Consider the following 16,372-nt stretch of genomic DNA (forward strand, 5'->3'; position numbering starts at 1 on the left):
CCGTTCGGCCGCGGCGGTTCGACCTCCGCGGCCCCGGGTTCGTAGGATCGACCACATGGAGCCTCCCGTCCACCGGCCACGCCGACTGCGCACCACCGGCGCGATGCGCGCCCTGGTGGCCCAGACCCGGCTGTCGCCGGCGCAACTGGTGCTGCCGATGTTCGTCGCCGACGGGATCGATCAGCCCCGGCCGATCAGCTCGATGCCCGGGGTGGTCAACCACACCGTCGATTCGCTGCGCACCGCGGCCGCCGAGGCCGTGGCCGCCGGCGTAGGTGGACTCATGCTGTTCGGTGTGCCCGCCCCCGGCGACAAGGACGCCACCGGCTCGTGCGGCACCGCGCCCGACGGGATCTTGAACCGGGCGCTGCGGACACTGCGCGCCGACCTCGGCGATTCCACCGTCCTGATGGCCGACACCTGCCTGGACGAGTTCACCGATCACGGCCACTGCGGCGTCCTCGACGACACCGGGCGCGTCGACAACGACGCGACGCTGGAGCACTACCGTGCGCTCGCCGTGGCGCAGGCCCGGGCCGGCGCGCACGTCGTCGCTCCCAGCGGCATGATGGACGGGCAGGTCGCCGCGATCCGCGAGGCACTCGACGCCGACGGTTTCGGCGACGTCTCGATCCTGGCCTACACCGCCAAGTACGCCTCGGCCTTCTACGGTCCGTTCCGCGAGGCCGTCGGCTCCTCCCTGGAGGGCGACCGGCGCACCTACCAGCAGGATCCGGCCAACCGGACCGAGGCGGTGCGCGAGTTGCTCGCCGACCTCGACGAGGGCGCGGACATGGTGATGGTGAAACCGGCGATGAGCTATCTGGACATCGTGCGCGATGTCGCCGACCTGTCCGACCGTCCGGTGGCGGCCTACCAGATCAGCGGCGAGTACTCGATGATCTGCGCGGCGGCCGAGCGGGGCTGGATCGACCGGGAGGCCGCACTGGACGAGGCGGTGCTCTCCATCGTGCGGGCCGGCGCCTCCATCGTGCTGACCTACGCGGCGACCGAAACGGCCGTCCGCCTGCGGCGAGGCGAGTGAGCCGATGCGGCCACTACCCTGGAGATCATGACCGTCCCGTCGCTGCCGCCGAACGCGTCCCGGCCGCTGCCGCCGGTGCCGCCGGCGGAGCAGTCGCCGAAGCGCCCGGAGAGCCTCCAGACGGCGTGGCAGCTGGTGCTCTTCGCCATCTGCTGCGAACTGGTGGTCTTCGGCGCCACCTATCCGGCCATGCGCGAGCAGGCCCTGACCTACGCGAAAGACGCGGCCGACAAGCCGAGCGGCCCGCAGAACGTCGACACCTTCGCGACGGTGGTCGCGATCGCCGGGATGGCGCTGTCCGCGGTGATCGCGCTGGTGCTGACCCTGGGCGCCCTGTGGCTGGTCCTGCGCGGGGTCGGCTGGGCGCGGTTCGTGCTCAGCTGGATCGCCGCGGTCGTGGCGGTGATGATGTTCCTCGACGTCATCGGGGTGGTCTTCGGCTTCTCGACGGGTGACTCGGCAGCGCAGTTGCCCACGTGGACGATGATTCCGCGCATACTCGGTGGGGTGGCTGCACTCGGGGCATCGATCGCCCTGATGCATCCGGACACCAAGAAATATGTGGACGCGGTGGCGGCTTTCCGCACGCGGCGGCGTTCCGGACCCGGACAAGGGAGTTGACGATGACCGAGCAGGCGGTGGCCTTCACACCGGACCCGGCGACGCGACCGAAGACCGTGCGCTGGGCACTCCGGCTCTGGCTGGTTTCGGGGGTGCTGCTGGTGGCGCTCGGCGTGGTCTCCATCATCACGACGCTGCTCGGCGCCGGCTGGCACCTCGACGTGCTCGGCATCGGGGTGCTGGTGATCATCCTCGGCCTCTGCTACCTCATGCTGTCCCGCAAAGCCTGCCTCGTGCCCCAGTGGCGAGGCTCGCTGGCGGCCCTGTCGGGTGTCTCCGTCGTGATGCTGCTGGTGCTGACCATCGGCTTCCAGTCGCCGGGGCTGGCCGGGGTCCTGGCCGCCGCGGTGATCGGGCTGGGCGGGACCATCCTGGCCTATCGCCCCACCGCGGACGCCTGGTTCAACGGCCGCGACTGCGCCCGGCCGGACGAGCAGTGACCGGCGCCGCCGACGACGCCCCCGACGCCGGACTCCCCGGCGACGAGACCGGCGCAACCGAACCCGAGCCGGCGCCCGACCCCGAGCTGAAAGCAGACCCGGAGCTGGAAGCCGAGGTGGAGGCGGCCCTCGAGATCGACGAGGGCGAGGTCCTGTTCGACGAACCCGGCGGCAGCTGGTGGGTGGTCTCGATCGGTCCGATCATGATCGCGGCCGTGCTGATCATGGAGATCGTCGGCGGCGGCCGGATTCACTGGCCGGTGCTCACCATCTTCGGGGTGATCCTGGTCGGATTCACCCTCCTGCAGGTGGCCGCGGCCCGCAAACACGTCTCGGTGCGGCTGACCGAGACCGCACTGCACCAGGGGGCGCAGACCATCGCCCTGTCCGACATCGCCGAGGTCTACCCGGAGAACCGGACCGGCGAACACGAGAAGTGGGAGAGCGCCCGCGCCCTGGGCGAGTTGCCCGCGGTGCCCCGCCGGCGCAAGGGCGTCGGCGTCAAACTGGCCGACGGCAAACTGCGCCAGGCCTGGGCCCGCGACGTCGACCGCTTCCGCACCGAGCTCACCGAGGCGCACCTCGCCGTCGAGATGGGGCTGGAACCGAAGAAGCGGTCGTGACCTCCCGGCGCACCGCGGTGCTGGTCACCGTCGTCGCCGTCCTGGTGTTGATCGCCGCCGGGCTGATCGCCCGCCATCTGGAGGTGCCTGGCAGCACCACGGCCCCGGAGGCCTCCCCGTCCGCGTCGCCCGCACCGGCCGGGGGGACGGCCCAGGTGCACCTCGGTGACAGTTTCGCCGCCGGGACCGGACTGCAGCCGCTGGTCGAGGGATCCCCGTACCCGTGCCTGCGCGCCCAGGGCAACTTCGGGCAGCTGCTCGCCGAGCGGTTCGGCCGAGACCTGACCGACGTCTCGTGCGCCGGCGCCACCACCGACGACCTGCGGGGATCCCAGTACGACGGGACCGCGCCGCAACTGGACGCGCTGTCGCCCCGCGCCGAACTGGTCACCCTGATGCTCGGCGGCAACGACGGGGACGTCTACGCCACCGCGGTGGGCGAGTGCACCCGACTGGGCCGGACCGACCCGTCCGGCGATCCGTGTCGCCGCGCGGTGGGGGACACGCTGCTGAAACGGCTGGACGCCCAGACCCGGCCGGCGCTCGAGGAGGGGCTGCGCGAGGTGGTCCGGCGGGCCCCGAACGCCCGGGTGCTGATCGCCGGCTATCCGGCGATCCTGCCGGCCGCCGGCGGCTGCTTCGGCCAGGTCCCGATCGCCGCGGGCGACATCGCCTTCATGAACCGGCTCCAGCAGCGGCTCAACGACGTCGTCGAGACGGCGGCCACGGCGGCCGGCGCCGCCTACGTGGACCTGACGGAGGTCTCGGCCGGCCACGACGCCTGCGCTGCGCCGTCGCAGCGCTGGGTGGAGCCGGTGACCGGCGGCCCCGCGTCACTGCACCCGAACGCCCGTGGCCAGCGCGGCATCGCGGCCGCCGTCGCCGCCCGGCTCGCCTCCTGACCGCCGCCCGGCGGCACCGCACCGCCCCGGAGAGGGGTGACCCAGGCCGCGCGATTGGGTCCGCGCGCGCAGATTTGGAACACTGGAAGTCATGGTCCGTCCCTCAGCCGTTCCGGAAGCGGCCACGCCCCTCAGCGCGGAACTCTTCGCCCGGGCGAGCAAGTCCATCCCCGGCGGGGTCAACTCGCCGGTCCGCGCCTTCTCCGCGGTGGGCGGCACCCCGCGGTTCATCGCCGAGGCGCACGGCGCCACCCTCATCGACGTCGACGGGCACCGCTACGTCGATCTGGTGTGCTCGTGGGGCCCGATGATCCTGGGCCACGCCCATCCCGCCGTCGTCGAGGCGGTCCGGTCCGCGGCCACCCGCGGCCTCAGCTTCGGCGCCCCCACCGAGGCCGAGATCGCCCTGGCCGAGGCCATCATCGGCCGGGTCGAGCCGGTGGAACGGGTGCGCCTGGTGAACTCGGGCACCGAGGCCACCATGTCCGCGGTCCGGCTGGCGCGCGGCGCCACCGGCCGCAGCAAGATCATCAAGTTCGCCGGCTGCTACCACGGTCACGTCGACGCGCTCCTGGCCGACGCCGGCTCGGGGGTGGCCACTCTGGGGCTGCCCACCTCCCCGGGCGTCACCGGCGCCGCCGCCCACGACACCCTGGTGCTGCCCTACAACGACCTCGACGCCGTCGCCAAGGCCTTCGAACTGCACCCCGGCGAGATCGCCGCGGTGATCACCGAGGCCGCCGCCGGCAACATGGGCGCCGTCGCCCCGCGGCCGGGCTTCAACGCCGGACTGCGCGAGCTCACCAGCCGCCACGGCGCGCTGCTGATCATGGACGAGGTGATGACCGGATTCCGCGTCAGCGGGGCCGGCTACTACGGGCTCGACCCGGTGGCCGGCGACCTGTACACCTTCGGCAAGGTGATGAGCGGCGGCCTGCCCGCCGCCGCCTTCGGCGGCCGCGCCGACGTCATGGACCATCTGGCGCCGGTCGGACCGGTCTACCAGGCGGGCACGCTGTCGGGGAATCCCGTCGCGGTGGCCGCCGGCCTGGCCACGCTCGCCCATGCGACCGACGACGTCTACGCCACTCTCGACGCCAACTCGCTGCGGCTGCAGGGCCTGCTGACCGACGCCCTGAGCGCCGCAGGCGTCGCCCACCGAGTGCAGTCGGCGGGCAACATGTTCAGCGTCTTCTTCACCGACGCCACCGACCCGATCGTCGACTACGCGGGCGTCAAAGCCACGCAGACCTGGCGGTTCGCGCCGTTCTTCCACGCCCTGCTGGCGGGGGGCGTGTACGCCCCGCCCAGCGCCTTCGAGGCCTGGTTCGTGTCCACCGCGCTCGACGACGAGGCCTTCGCGCGGATCACCGAGGCCCTGCCGGCCGCCGCGGCCGCGGCCGCCGCGGCGCAGGCCCCAGAGCAGGGAGCGAAATGAAGACCATCGTCCACATGATGCGGCACGGCGAGGTGCACAACCCCGACGGAATCCTGTACGGGCGCCTGCCCGGCTTCCGGCTCTCCGACACCGGCCGCGCGCAGGCTCAGACCGTCGCCGCGGCGCTGGCCGATCACGACGTCACCGCCGTCTTCGCCTCGCCGCTGCAGCGCGCCCAGGAGACCGCGACCCCCGTCGCCGGCGGGCACGGACTCGAGATCATCACCAACGACGACCTCATCGAGGCCGACAACCAGTTCGAGGGCCTGCGCGTCGCCGTGGGCGACGGCGCCCTCGGCAAGCCGCGCCACTGGGCCAAGCTGCGCGATCCGTTCACCCCCTCGTGGGGCGAGCCCTACATCCAGATCGCGCACCGCATGCTGTCGGCGGCCAACAAGGCCCGCGAGGCCGCGGCCGGCCACGAAGCGATCTGCGTCAGCCACCAGCTGCCCGTCTACACGCTGCGCCGCTTCCTGGAGGGTCGACGCCTGTGGCACGATCCGCGGGTGCGCCAGTGCTCGCTGGCCTCGCTGACCAGCCTGATCTACGACGGCGACGAACTGGTCGACATCGTCTACTCCGAACCCGCCGGGGCCTCGGATCCACGGATCACCGGAGCGTGACCGCGGTGAGTCCTGTGCGTCGGCGCGGCCCGCTGGCCGCGCTGCTGGCGGCGCTGTGCGGCGTGCTGGTGCTCACCGGCTGCAGCACCGGCGACGACGCGGTCGTGCAGGGCCAGGGCAATCAGATCGTCGCGCCGGGCGGCCAGACCGTCATCCGTTACGATCCGCCCGACGAGCGCACCCCGATCGGGCAGGTGTCCGGCGAAAGCCTGTTCGGCGACGGCGAGATCGACCTGAGCACCTACAAGGGCGACGTCGTCGTGGTGAACGTGTGGGCCTCCTGGTGCCCGCCGTGCCGCAAGGAGGCCCCCGAGCTGGAGAAGGTCTACCAGGAGACCAAGGACCGCGGGGTGCAGTTCGTCGGCATCGACTTCCGCGACAACCGCGGCAGCGCCGAGGACTTCGCGCGTGACCGCGGCCTGACCTATCCCTCGATCTACGACTACGGCGGCCGCACACTGAAGGCGCTGGGAGTCCCGGTGGGCGCGGTGCCGACCACGGTGATCCTGGACCGGCAGCTGCGCCCGGCGGTCGTCTACCTCAAGGCCATCGGCGAGCAGGAACTGCGCGACGAGGTGCTGCGGGTGGCCGCGGAGGGCGACAAGCAGTAATGACCACCATGCCGCTGGCGAGTGTCGCCGAGAGCTTCGCGAACACCGTCTCGTCCGGGCCGCTGCTGCTCGGGCTTGGGGTGTGCGTGCTGGTCGGCCTCATCTCGTTCGCGTCGCCGTGCGTGGTGCCGCTGGTGCCCGGCTACCTGTCGTACCTGGCGGGACTGGTCGGCGCGGAGGCGCCCGCGGTGACCCCCGGCGAACCCGCCAAGAACGGCCGGCTGCGTGTGCTGGGCGCCGCCTTCCTGTTCGTGCTCGGCTTCACCGTCGTCTACGTGCTGGCCACCGCCGCGGTCTTCGGCGCGACCACCGCCTTCTACGACCAGTCCCGGATGGAGCTGCTCCAGCGGATCGGCGGGGTCGTCACCATCGTGATGGGCCTGATCTTCCTGGGCGCCATCCAGATGCGGGACCGCCGGCTGATGCCGATGCGGATCTCGAACTGGGTGGGAGCACCCCTGCTGGGCGGCGTCTTCGCCGTCGGCTGGATCCCGTGCAGCAGTGCGACGCTGGGCGCCGTGCTGGTGGTGGCCGCCAACACCGAGGGGATGACCGCCTGGCGCGGCGTCGCCCTGGTGATCGCCTATTGCCTGGGCCTGGGGCTGCCCTTCCTGCTGCTGGCCCTGTCTTCGGCCTGGGCGGTACGCAGCCTCGGGTTCCTGCGCCGCAACGCGCGGACCATCCAGGTGATCGGCGGCATCGCGATGATCGCCGTCGGCGTGCTGCTGCTGTTCGGCTGGTGGAACGAGATCGTCGATTGGATCCGGATGACCATGGTGTCGGACGTGGAGTTGCCCGTATGACCCGACCTGCCCGCCCCTCCGCCTTCTCGCGGCTGCTGGTGACGCCGCTGCGCAAGTTCTGGCGCGAACTCACCTCGATGCGGACCGCGCTGGCGCTGCTGTTCCTGCTCGCGCTCGCGGCCATCCCGGGCGCCCTGCTGCCGCAGCGCGACCTCAACGAGAGCAAGACCGAGACCTACATCGCCGACCGCGGCACCATGGGCGTGTGGATGGACCGGGTGGGTCTGTTCGACGTCTTCGGCTCCGGCTGGTTCACGGCCATCTACCTGCTGCTGTTCATCTCGCTGGTCGGCTGCCTCACCCCGCGCATCTGGGAGCACTTCACCGCACTGCGCACCCCGCCGGTGCCCGCGCCGCGCAACCTCAAACGCCTGCCGCGCCACCTCACCGAAACCGTCGACGGCACCCCGGAGGAGGTCGCCGGGCAGGTGAGCGCCAACCTGCGCGGCTGGCGCCGGACCACCCGGGAGGTGCCGCCCGGCAAGGCCTACCCGGACGGGGCCGTGGAAGTCTCGGCCGAGAAGGGCTATCTGCGCGAATTCGGCAACCTGGTCTTCCATTTCGCTCTGCTCGCCCTGCTGGTGACCATCGCGGCCGGCAAACTCTTCGGCTACGAGGGCACCCGCACACTGGTCGCCGGGGACGACCAGGTGTTGTGCAACACCTCCACCGCCGTCTACGACTCGTTCCGCTCCGGCGCCATGGTCGACGGCACCGACCTGAGTCCCTTCTGTATCCGGGTCGACGATTTCGAGGCCGAGTTCCTGCCCAGCGGGCAGCCGGACATGTACACCTCGGACGTGTCGTACACGACGGACGTGAGCGCACCGGAGGACGAGTGGAAGACCGGCACCATCCGCGTCAACGAGCCGCTGCGGCTGGCCGGTGACCGCGTCTACGTGCTGGGCAACGGTTTCGCGCCCACCTTCACGGTGACCTTCCCCAATGGGGAGAAGCGCACGCAGACGGCGCCGTACCTGCCGCAGGACACCAGCACCATGCTGTCGGACGGGGCGATGCGGTTCGACACCCCGGCCGGGATGTACCCGGACGAGGACGAGCGCCGCAAGCACCAGATCGCCATCGACGGCCTGTTCGCCCCCGATCCGGCGTACCACTCCACGCTGCTGATGTCGCAGTCGGCGATCGTCAACGATCCGGCGGTGGCCATCCGCGTCTACGTCGGCGACGCCGGCCTGGACACCGGCCGCGCGCAGAGTGTCTACATGCTCGACCGCGACCTGATCGACCAGGGCCGCCTGGTCCGTCAGGCCTCGGTGAACCTGAACCAGGGCGAGTCCACGACCCTGCCCGACGGCACCGTCGTGTCTTTCGACGGCTACAAGCGCTGGGTCTCCATGCAGGTCTCGCACGATCCGGCGCAGAACGGCGTGCTGATCTCGTCCATCGTGATGCTCGCCGGCCTGGTCGTCTCGCTGCTGGTGCGCCGTCGCCGCATCTGGTTCCGGTTGGTTCCGGCCGCGAGTGACGACGGTCAGCGACGTACTGTAGTAGAAGTGGCCGGGCTGGCCCGGACCGATCAGGCCGGCTGGGGAGAAGGATTCGACGAGCAGGCACGGGCGCTGCTCGACGGCTCGCGCGTGAAGCCCGGGAAGCTGTAGGAGACAAAACGTGGACACGGACATGAGCGGCTACGTCAACGAGACGCTGGGGCGACTCTCCGACCAGCTGTACGTCACATCCATCGGTATCTATTCGGTGGCGGCGCTGCTGTTCTTCGTCGCGCTCGCGATGGGTGCCAAGGTGAAGACCTACGCCGGTGACCTGGCCGAAAGCGATCGGCAGGCCCGCGAACTGGTCGGCGCGTCGGCGTCGTCGTCGCGGTCGGTACCCGCGGCCGGCGATCGGACGCCCGGCCGGGTGAGCGGTCCGCCGGAGCGGCGCCCCCGAAACCGCGCCGCCGTGCTCAGCGCCGCCGCCTACCCGGTGGTGATCCTCGGCCTGATCGCGCACATCGCCTCGATCGTGCTGCGCGGGCTCGCCACCGACCGCGCCCCGTGGGGCAACATGTACGAGTTCATCGCGCTGACCTGCGCGGCCTGCGTGCTGGGCGCCGTCGTCGTCCTCCGCAAGCCGGCGCAGCGGCCGCTGATGAGCTTCGTGCTGCTCGTGGTGATCCTCATGATGTTCATCGGCGGCAAATGGCTGTACACGCATGCGGCCCCGGTCGTTCCCGCCCTGAAGTCGTACTGGCTGATCATCCACGTGTCGGTGGTGTCCATCGCCTCGGGTGTGCTGCTGGTGTCCGGTGTGGTGAGCATCCTGTTCCTGATCCGGGAGCGCTGGCCGTCCACCATGGACGTACTGCCCTCGTCGGACACCCTCGACCGGGTCGCCTACAAGTGCGTGGTCTTCGCGTTCCCGCTGTTCGGGCTGGGCGTGATCTGCGGTGCGATTTGGGCCGAAGCGGCGTGGGGCCGGTTCTGGGGCTGGGATCCCAAGGAGACGGTCAGCTTCATCTCGTGGATCGTCTACGCCGCCTACCTGCACGCCCGTGCCACCGCCGGCTGGCGCACCGCAGCGGCCTGGGTCAACGTCGTCGGCTTCGTCACCGTGCTGTTCAACCTGTTCGCCATCAACCTGGTGGTCTCCGGCCTGCACTCGTACGCCGGACTCTGACCGGCCGGCCGGCCGGGGAGCGCCCGCCGGCGAGACAAGTCCCTGAGGAAGAAGGAGAGTCTGTGAAGAACGTCGGAGTGATCGGCGGCGGCACCATGGGTGCCGGCATCGCCGAGGTCGTGGCCAAGTCGGCAGTCGGTGGCGGACCGGTGACCAACGTGCGGGTGCTCGAGCGCGCCGAGGCCGTGGACGCGGCCCGCGAGCGGATCGCCAAGAGCCTGCAGCGCGGCGTCAAGGCCGGCAAGCTCAGCGAGGACGACGCGGCGGCCACGCTCGACCGCATCACCGTCACCACCGAGCTGGACAGCTTCGCCGACTGCGATCTGGTGATCGAGGCGATGCCGGAGATCGAGTCGCTCAAGCTGGAGTACTTCACCAAGCTCGACGACATCGTGCGCCCGGACGCGATTCTGGCCACCAACACCTCGTCGATCCCGGTGATCCGCCTGGCCAACGCCACGCGCCACCCCGAGCGGGTGCTCGGCATGCACTTCTTCAACCCGGTGCCGGTGATGCCACTGGTGGAGATCGTCACCACCCTGAAGGTCGACTCGGGCGTGGTGGACGCCGTGGCCGCCTACGCCCGCGACGGGCTGGGCAAGCGCACCATCGAATCCAAGGACCAGGCGGGCTTCATCGTCAACGCCCTGCTGATCCCGTACCTGACCAGCGCCATCCGCATGTACGAGTCCGGTTTCGCCTCCGCCGAGGACATCGACGAGGGCATGGTCAGCGGCTGCGGCCACCCGATGGGGCCGCTGCGCCTGTGCGACACCGTCGGCCTGGACGTCTGCCTGGCCGTCGCCGAATCGCTGTTCGCCGAGTTCGGCGAGCCGCACTACGCGCCGCCGGTGCTGCTGCGCCGCATGGTCGACGCCGGCTACCTCGGCCGCAAGACCGGCCGCGGCTTCTACGACTACGCCAAGTAGCCTTTTCGCCCGTCGAGCGAAGCCCTCGCCGGTCGAGCGAAGCCCTCGCCAGTCGAGCGGAGTCGAGACCGAAAAGCGCCCCCGCCGGAATCCGGCGGGGGCGTTCTCGTCGTTCACGACAGCGGGCGCTCGCTACAGCTTGCGCAGGAAGTCCGGATCGTCGTCCGGACCGCGCGGCACGTCGCGCCGCGGTGCGGTGGGGGTCGGGCCCTTCGGTGTCTGCGACATCTTCCAGAGCACGAAGCCCACCGCGATCACCACGATCAGCAAGTACACGTACAGCATGGCTCCCACGGTACCCGTCGACCGGGGTGTACCGCCCGGACGCGGCGATCGGCCCGTGGAGGCCGGTCGGGGTCAGCGGTTGAGCAGCTCCACCACGTCGGCCTCGCGGAAGCGGCGGTGGCCTCCGGGGGTCCGGATGGAGGGCAGCACGCCGGTGCTGGCCCAGCGTGCGACGGTCTTCGGATTCACGTTGAACATCTCGGCGACCTGGCCGGGCGTCAGATTGTGCTGGCGCGCCATGCTCGGGGTGATGGGCTGCGTATCGGTGATGGTCATACGGTCCTCCTGATGCTCGTCGAAAAACGTGTGCGCGGGGTGCCTCCATGCATACACGCCGAAGTACCAGGTGCTCGAATGGTCAGTAAACGGTAAAGAGTCGGTAATGTCCGCCTGGTCCGGTTCGAGTTCGGTGCTGCCACGGGCATTAAGTAAGGTGTCGGTATGAGTGATGACCAGGCCGAATCCGCCGAAAAGACGGCCAGCGCCGCCTCCCTGGCCGGCTGGGTGGCGCTGTACACCCTCGTGCGGATGGGGCTGGTGGTGGTCGTCGCGGCGATCATCGTCGGTGTCGGGATGCTGTTCGACGTCGAGGTTCCGCTGCTGGTGGCGGCTGTCTTCGGTGTGCTGATCGCGCTGCCGATCGGCATGGTGGCCTTCAAATCGGTTCGTCTGAAAGTGAATCAGCAGATCGCCGAGGTGGACGCCGACCGCGCCGCCCGCCGCTCCGACCTGCACGCGCGGCTGCGCGGCGACGAGGACTGAGGCGTGGCGCTCGTCGAGGCCACCGACCTGGTGCGCGAGTACCGCATGGGCGACGAGCGAGTCCGCGCCCTCGACGGTGCGTCCCTGAGCCTGGACGGCGGCCAGTTCGTCTCGGTGATCGGCCCGTCCGGGGCCGGCAAGTCGACCCTCCTGCACATCCTCGGTGCGCTCGACGTCCCGACCTCCGGGTCCATCGTCGTCGACGGCGTCGACCTGGCCACCCTCAACGACGACGCGGCCTCGGAGTTCCGCCGCCACCGCGTCGGCTTCATCTTCCAGTTCTTCAACCTGGTGCCGACCCTGTCGGCGTGGGAGAACGTGGCCCTGCCCATGCTGCTCGACTCCAAGTCGCTGTCGTCGGCCAAGCCGCGCGCCGTGGAGCTGATGGAGCGGGTCGGGCTGGGTGACCGGATCGAACACCGCCCGTCGGAGCTGTCGGGCGGGCAGATGCAGCGCGTGGCGATCGCCCGCTCGCTGATCATGGAGCCCAAGATCCTGCTGGCCGACGAGCCGACCGGCAACCTCGACTCCAAGAGCGGCGCGGACGTGCTCGCGCTGCTGGCCGACGTCGCCCACGATCAGCCCGACCGGATGGTGTTGATGGTGACCCACGCCGACGATGCCGCCGACTTCAGCGACCGCGTCATCACCGTGCGCGACGGCAAGGTGCTCGATCCGGGCAGCCGCCCGCAGCCCGCAGCGCCCCAGCACACCGCCGCCCCCGTCCCGGGGGCGATGTGGATGACCGGCCCGATCCCGCGGATCGGCGACAGCGGCCGCCACCGGGCGGAGTGAGATGAGCGCACTGGGGGCGGGGCTGACGCGCGTTCGGATCCTGAATCTGCGCGAGCTGGCGAGCCACCGGCTGCGCGTGCTCACTTCGCTGATCGTGGTGATCGTCGCCTCCGGTCTGCTGATCGCCGTGCTCGGCGCCTACGGCTCGATGACCGAGAGCGTGCGCAAGTTCAACGCGGCCATCTCGGGGACGGCGACGGTGGAGGTGGCCGCGATCGCCGACACAGGCGTCGACGATGCGCTGATCGGACAGCTGCGCAGCGACGTTCCGGACGCCAAATCGGTGGTCCCGATGGTGCGCGGGGTGGTGCTGATCGACGGTGAGCCCACCACCCTCCTCGGCTCGGACATGCGGGTCACCGCGCTCTCGCCGCAGCTGCGGTCGGCCGTCGAATCGTCGGGCGGTTCGGTCGATCTGGAGCAACTGGGCGACGGCGTGATCGCCGGCGCCGGCACCGGATTGGCCGCGGATCAGACCGTCGAGATCTCCGGGACGCCGGTCCGCGTGCTGCAGGTGGTCGACGATCCGGGCACCGACGTCCTCAACGGTGGACGGTTCATCTTCGCCTACCTGCCGCTGGCGCAGCGCCTGGCCGGGCTCGACGGTGCCGTCGACTCGATCATGATCGTGCCGGACGACTGCATCTCCCAGGACGCGTTGCGCCGTCAGGTGTCCGAGGTGGTCGACGGCCGCGCCGCCGTGGTGGACCCGGACTTCCGGGTCAAACAGACCGAGGTGGCCAGCGCCGTCACCCGCGATTCGACGCTGCTGGTCTCGCTGGTGTCGCTGATCATCGCGGGCTTTCTGGTGTTCAACACCATGAACATGGCGGTGGCCTCGCGGCGGCAGTCGCTGGCGATGATCCGGGCGCTCGGCGCCCGGCGGCGCCACCTGGTCAGCGACCTGCTGCTGGAGTCGGCGATCTTCGGTCTGGTGGGCGGCCTGATCGGGGTGCCGGTGGGCATCCTGGCCGGGCGGTGGGCGGTGGGTCGGCTGCCCAGCACCGTCGGATCCACGGCGCTGGAGGTGTCGTACCACCTGCCGGTCTTCGCCGCGCCGCTCGCCGTGCTCGCCTGTCTCATCGCCTGTGTGGCGGCGACGGCGCTGGCCGCGCGATCGGTGTTCTCGGTGGCACCGGTGGAGGCCATGGTGCCCGGCGAGGCCTCCGACGCCGAGCCGCCGGCGTCGAAACTGTTGTGGCTCACCGGCATCGCCGGGGTGGTGATGGTGGTCGGCGCCTTCGTGATGACGCGCACGGTGGAGGGGCGGCCGGCGCTGCTGGCGGGGGCGGTGTACTCGCTCGGCGGGATCCTGGTCTGCTTCGGCATCACCGTGGCGCTGGTGCGGGCGGTGGTCGCGGTCTCGCGCCGGTTCGGTGGCCCGGGCCGGCTGGCCGCGGTCAACAGCGACCGCGCCCCGCGCCGGGTATGGGCGACGGTGATGACCGTCGGCGTGGCCATCGCCGTGGGCATCGGCATCTCCGGTGCGCTCAGCAACATGGTCGGGTCCATCTCCAATTCGCTTGACGGACTGAGCGATCCGGACATCTACGTCTCCTCGCGCGACAAGAGCGACATCCCGGTCGGGCCGGTCCTGAACCCGGAGATCGCCGCGAAGGCGGCGACGCTGCCCGGCGTCGAGCGCATCGCCGGCGGCCAGTGGGCGTCGGTGAACATCGGGGAGTCGCGCGCCATGCTGCAGGGGCTGGAACCGGGCTCGGCCGCCCCGTTCATGCGCAAGGCGACGCCCGAAGCGGTGCGCCAGACGCTCGACGGAGACGGCATCCTGCTGTCCCGGGTACTGGCGCGCACGCTCGGCGTGGACGTCGGGGACACCCTGCAGCTGGCCACACCGACCGGCTATCGCGATCTGGTGGTGCGCGACACCGTGAACTACGTGACCATCGACTCGGGCACCGCCGCGGTCTCCGAGAAGCTGATGGCGGACTGGTTCAACCGAGACGGCGACACCTACCTGCAGATCTTCACCGAACCCGGGGCCGACCTCGCGCAGCTGCAGCGGCAGCTCACCGAGATGGTCGCGGAGTATCCGGGGGCCGGGGACCGGCCGGTGCACGTCTACACCGGGCAGGAGGCGCTGGAGGCGACGCAGAAATCCGTCGAACAGGCGGGGGCGTTCACCGTCGCGATCCAGTGGATCGTCGCCGGCGCCGCGGCCATCGCACTGCTCAACACGCTGCTGCTGTCGGTGCTGGAACGGCGCCGCGAGCTCGGCGTCCTCCGCGCGATGGGTGCCTCCCGGCGCTTCGTGGTCCGCATGGTGCTGGCCGAGGCGGGCTCGGTGGCCGTCGTGGGCGCGGCCGTCGGCGTCGTCATGGGGTCGGGGCTGCACTACCTCGCCGACAAGAGTCTCGCCGAGACCACGTCGATCGACATCGTCTACCAGCCCCTGTGGTCGTCGGCCGGCTATGTGGCCGCTGCCGCGGCCCTCTGCCTCTTCGGCGCCCTCGTGCCCGCGGTCCGCGCCTCCCGGATGAACATCACCGAGTCCATCCTCTCCGAGTAGTCCCGCCGATACACCCAGCGCCCGGTCGCAGACCCAGCCCTCGCGACCGCTGGGTTCGCGGTCGAACGCTGGGTCTGTCGTACGCCCGAAACTTTCTGTCAAGAAAGCTTGACACTCTCGGAGTCGTCAATATAACCTGACACCATGCACGACGACGAGAAGTTGACAACGACCACCGACGGCGACCAGGTCGCCGGTGCCGCCGCGAGTTCCGACCCGGCGGTGGGTCTGGCTGCGGTACGGGCTCTACGAACCCTTGCCGATCGACTCGAAGACGTTCAGGTGGCCAACGCCCGCTCCCACGACTGGAGCTGGCAGGCGATCGCGGACGTCCTGCAGGTCAGCCGGCAGGCCGTGCATCAGAAGCACTCGTATCGCGAGAGCGCCCCGTCGACTGACGGGAGCCCGCGCGGTACCGACCCGGCCGGCAAGGCTGGAAAGGACGACGACGATGTTTGATCGATTCACCATGGAAGACCGCGTAGTGATGGTCTTCGCGATGCAAGAGGCGCAGGAACTCGGACACCGGGGCCTGGGCAACGACCACCTGATCCTGGGCATGCTCGGCAACGCCCGCAGCCCGCTGTTCACCCTGCTGGGCGAGCAGGGGTTGACCCTCGAGACGGCCCGCGAGGCAGTGCTGGCCCATCACGCCGAGCACGCCGACGACGAAGCCGAGCAGGCCGACGCCGGCACGGCGGCGGACCGGTACGAGGAGGACCGCGAGGCCCTCGCCAGTATCGGTATCGACCTGGACAAGGTCCGCGCCGCGGTCAACGACCGCTTCGGCGACGACCTGTCCGCGAACTGGGGCGAACGGCCTCGTCGCGGTCGTGGCCGGGGCGGTCAGGGCCGGGGCGAGCGGGGACGGGGCCGGGGGCACGACAGCGCCTGCGCCGACGGCCGACGGCACCGCGGTCGTGGACCCGGCTTCGGACCGGAAGGCTTCGGACCCGGAGGTTTCGGACCGGGCTTCGGCCCCGGAGGCTTCGGACCCGGTGGCTTCGGCCCCGGCGGCCCCGGTGGTCCCGCGGAAGGCGGCCCCTGGGCGGGCCCCTTCGAAGGCGGCCGCGGACGACGCGGCCCGCGTGGCCGGGGCGGCCGCCCGCGCATGGGCTCGGCCACCCGCGAGGCCGTGCGGTCGGCGATCCACCTGGCGCGCGAGCGCGGGGACCGCTCGATCCGCCCGGAGTACCTGCTCCTGGGGATCCTCGACGCCGGTGATCCGGCTTCGACGGCGCTGATCGAGTCGGCGACCACCGCCGACGAGCTCCGCGAGGCGGTGCTGGCGAGCCTCCCCGAGGCTCCGGCGCGCGCCTGACGGCAAC

19 protein-coding genes are annotated in these 16,372 nt (G+C 70.9%); 17 read left to right on the forward strand and 2 right to left on the reverse strand.

What is annotated here, in order from left to right; genetic code table 11:
- The first annotated feature begins 55 nt into the window (after window positions 1–55).
- From hemB to ABD732_RS03190, 12 genes are all read left to right on the forward strand, one after another.
- Window positions 56–1,045, forward strand: a complete 990-nt coding sequence (hemB, locus tag ABD732_RS03135; protein WP_344780517.1) for a porphobilinogen synthase — start codon at window positions 56–58, stop codon at window positions 1,043–1,045.
- A 27-nt stretch (window positions 1,046–1,072) separates the two neighbouring features.
- On the forward strand, window positions 1,073–1,666 hold the full coding sequence (locus tag ABD732_RS03140) for a hypothetical protein (RefSeq protein ID WP_344780519.1): 594 nt from the start codon (window positions 1,073–1,075) through the stop codon (window positions 1,664–1,666).
- Between the two features lie 2 nt (window positions 1,667–1,668).
- The gene (locus ABD732_RS03145) at window positions 1,669–2,106 is read left to right on the forward strand and encodes a hypothetical protein (RefSeq protein ID WP_344780521.1); all 438 of its coding nucleotides are present in this window, start codon (window positions 1,669–1,671) and stop codon (window positions 2,104–2,106) included.
- Window positions 2,103–2,729: a DUF3093 domain-containing protein gene (locus ABD732_RS03150; RefSeq protein WP_425552971.1), complete on the forward strand. Its 627-nt coding sequence runs from the start codon at window positions 2,103–2,105 to the stop codon at window positions 2,727–2,729. The genes ABD732_RS03145 and ABD732_RS03150 overlap by 4 nt, the downstream gene beginning before the upstream one ends.
- Window positions 2,726–3,631, forward strand: coding sequence for an SGNH/GDSL hydrolase family protein (locus ABD732_RS03155; RefSeq protein ID WP_344780523.1), 906 nt, complete (start codon window positions 2,726–2,728; stop codon window positions 3,629–3,631). Before ABD732_RS03150 ends, ABD732_RS03155 begins: the two co-directional genes overlap by 4 nt.
- A gap of 91 nt (window positions 3,632–3,722) precedes the next feature.
- Window positions 3,723–5,069 (forward strand): glutamate-1-semialdehyde 2,1-aminomutase, encoded by a 1,347-nt coding sequence (hemL, locus tag ABD732_RS03160; protein ID WP_344780525.1) that lies wholly within the window; start codon window positions 3,723–3,725, stop codon window positions 5,067–5,069.
- Complete coding sequence (locus ABD732_RS03165) at window positions 5,066–5,692, forward strand: histidine phosphatase family protein (protein WP_344780527.1); 627 nt, start codon at window positions 5,066–5,068, stop codon at window positions 5,690–5,692. Before hemL ends, ABD732_RS03165 begins: the two co-directional genes overlap by 4 nt.
- Window positions 5,693–5,706: 14 nt before the next feature.
- The gene (locus ABD732_RS03170; RefSeq protein WP_344781258.1) at window positions 5,707–6,303 is read left to right on the forward strand and encodes a TlpA family protein disulfide reductase; all 597 of its coding nucleotides are present in this window, start codon (window positions 5,707–5,709) and stop codon (window positions 6,301–6,303) included.
- Entirely contained in the window at window positions 6,303–7,106 is an 804-nt protein-coding gene (locus ABD732_RS03175) for a cytochrome c biogenesis CcdA family protein (protein WP_344780529.1), read from the forward strand. Before ABD732_RS03170 ends, ABD732_RS03175 begins: the two co-directional genes overlap by 1 nt.
- Entirely contained in the window at window positions 7,103–8,728 is a 1,626-nt protein-coding gene (gene resB, locus ABD732_RS03180; protein WP_344780531.1) for a cytochrome c biogenesis protein ResB, read from the forward strand. The genes ABD732_RS03175 and resB overlap by 4 nt, the downstream gene beginning before the upstream one ends.
- A gap of 22 nt (window positions 8,729–8,750) precedes the next feature.
- A complete protein-coding gene (ccsB, locus tag ABD732_RS03185; RefSeq protein WP_344781260.1) occupies window positions 8,751–9,746 on the forward strand; it encodes a c-type cytochrome biogenesis protein CcsB in 996 nt (331 codons plus the stop codon).
- A gap of 62 nt (window positions 9,747–9,808) precedes the next feature.
- Entirely contained in the window at window positions 9,809–10,675 is an 867-nt protein-coding gene (locus ABD732_RS03190; protein WP_344780533.1) for a 3-hydroxybutyryl-CoA dehydrogenase, read from the forward strand.
- Window positions 10,676–10,807: 132 nt separating this feature from the next.
- Here the strand turns inward: ABD732_RS03190 and ABD732_RS03195 are convergent, their stop codons facing one another.
- Window positions 10,808–10,960: a hypothetical protein gene (locus tag ABD732_RS03195; protein ID WP_344780535.1), complete on the reverse strand. Its 153-nt coding sequence runs from the start codon at window positions 10,958–10,960 to the stop codon at window positions 10,808–10,810.
- A 72-nt stretch (window positions 10,961–11,032) separates the two neighbouring features.
- Entirely contained in the window at window positions 11,033–11,236 is a 204-nt protein-coding gene (locus ABD732_RS03200; protein WP_344780537.1) for a BldC family transcriptional regulator, read from the reverse strand.
- A gap of 165 nt (window positions 11,237–11,401) precedes the next feature.
- On the opposite strand from ABD732_RS03200, the gene ABD732_RS03205 reads away from it, so the two are divergent.
- The 5 genes from ABD732_RS03205 to ABD732_RS03225 all read left to right on the forward strand — a co-directional run bounded on the left by ABD732_RS03205 (window position 11,402) and on the right by ABD732_RS03225 (window position 16,365).
- A complete protein-coding gene (locus tag ABD732_RS03205) occupies window positions 11,402–11,722 on the forward strand; it encodes a DUF4229 domain-containing protein (protein WP_344780539.1) in 321 nt (106 codons plus the stop codon).
- 45 nt (window positions 11,723–11,767) lie between these two features.
- Window positions 11,768–12,517, forward strand: a complete 750-nt coding sequence (locus tag ABD732_RS03210; protein ID WP_425552979.1) for an ABC transporter ATP-binding protein — start codon at window positions 11,768–11,770, stop codon at window positions 12,515–12,517.
- A gap of 1 nt (window position 12,518) precedes the next feature.
- On the forward strand, window positions 12,519–15,044 hold the full coding sequence (locus ABD732_RS03215) for an ABC transporter permease (protein WP_344780543.1): 2,526 nt from the start codon (window positions 12,519–12,521) through the stop codon (window positions 15,042–15,044).
- Window positions 15,045–15,188: 144 nt separating this feature from the next.
- Entirely contained in the window at window positions 15,189–15,503 is a 315-nt protein-coding gene (locus tag ABD732_RS03220) for a helix-turn-helix domain-containing protein (RefSeq protein ID WP_344780545.1), read from the forward strand.
- Window positions 15,496–16,365: a Clp protease N-terminal domain-containing protein gene (locus ABD732_RS03225; protein ID WP_344780547.1), complete on the forward strand. Its 870-nt coding sequence runs from the start codon at window positions 15,496–15,498 to the stop codon at window positions 16,363–16,365. The genes ABD732_RS03220 and ABD732_RS03225 overlap by 8 nt, the downstream gene beginning before the upstream one ends.
- Window positions 16,366–16,372 lie beyond the last annotated feature (7 nt).

The sequence above is a fragment of the Gordonia caeni genome (assembly GCF_039537105.1).
Taxonomy (GTDB): Bacteria; Actinomycetota; Actinomycetes; order Mycobacteriales; family Mycobacteriaceae; genus Gordonia; species Gordonia caeni.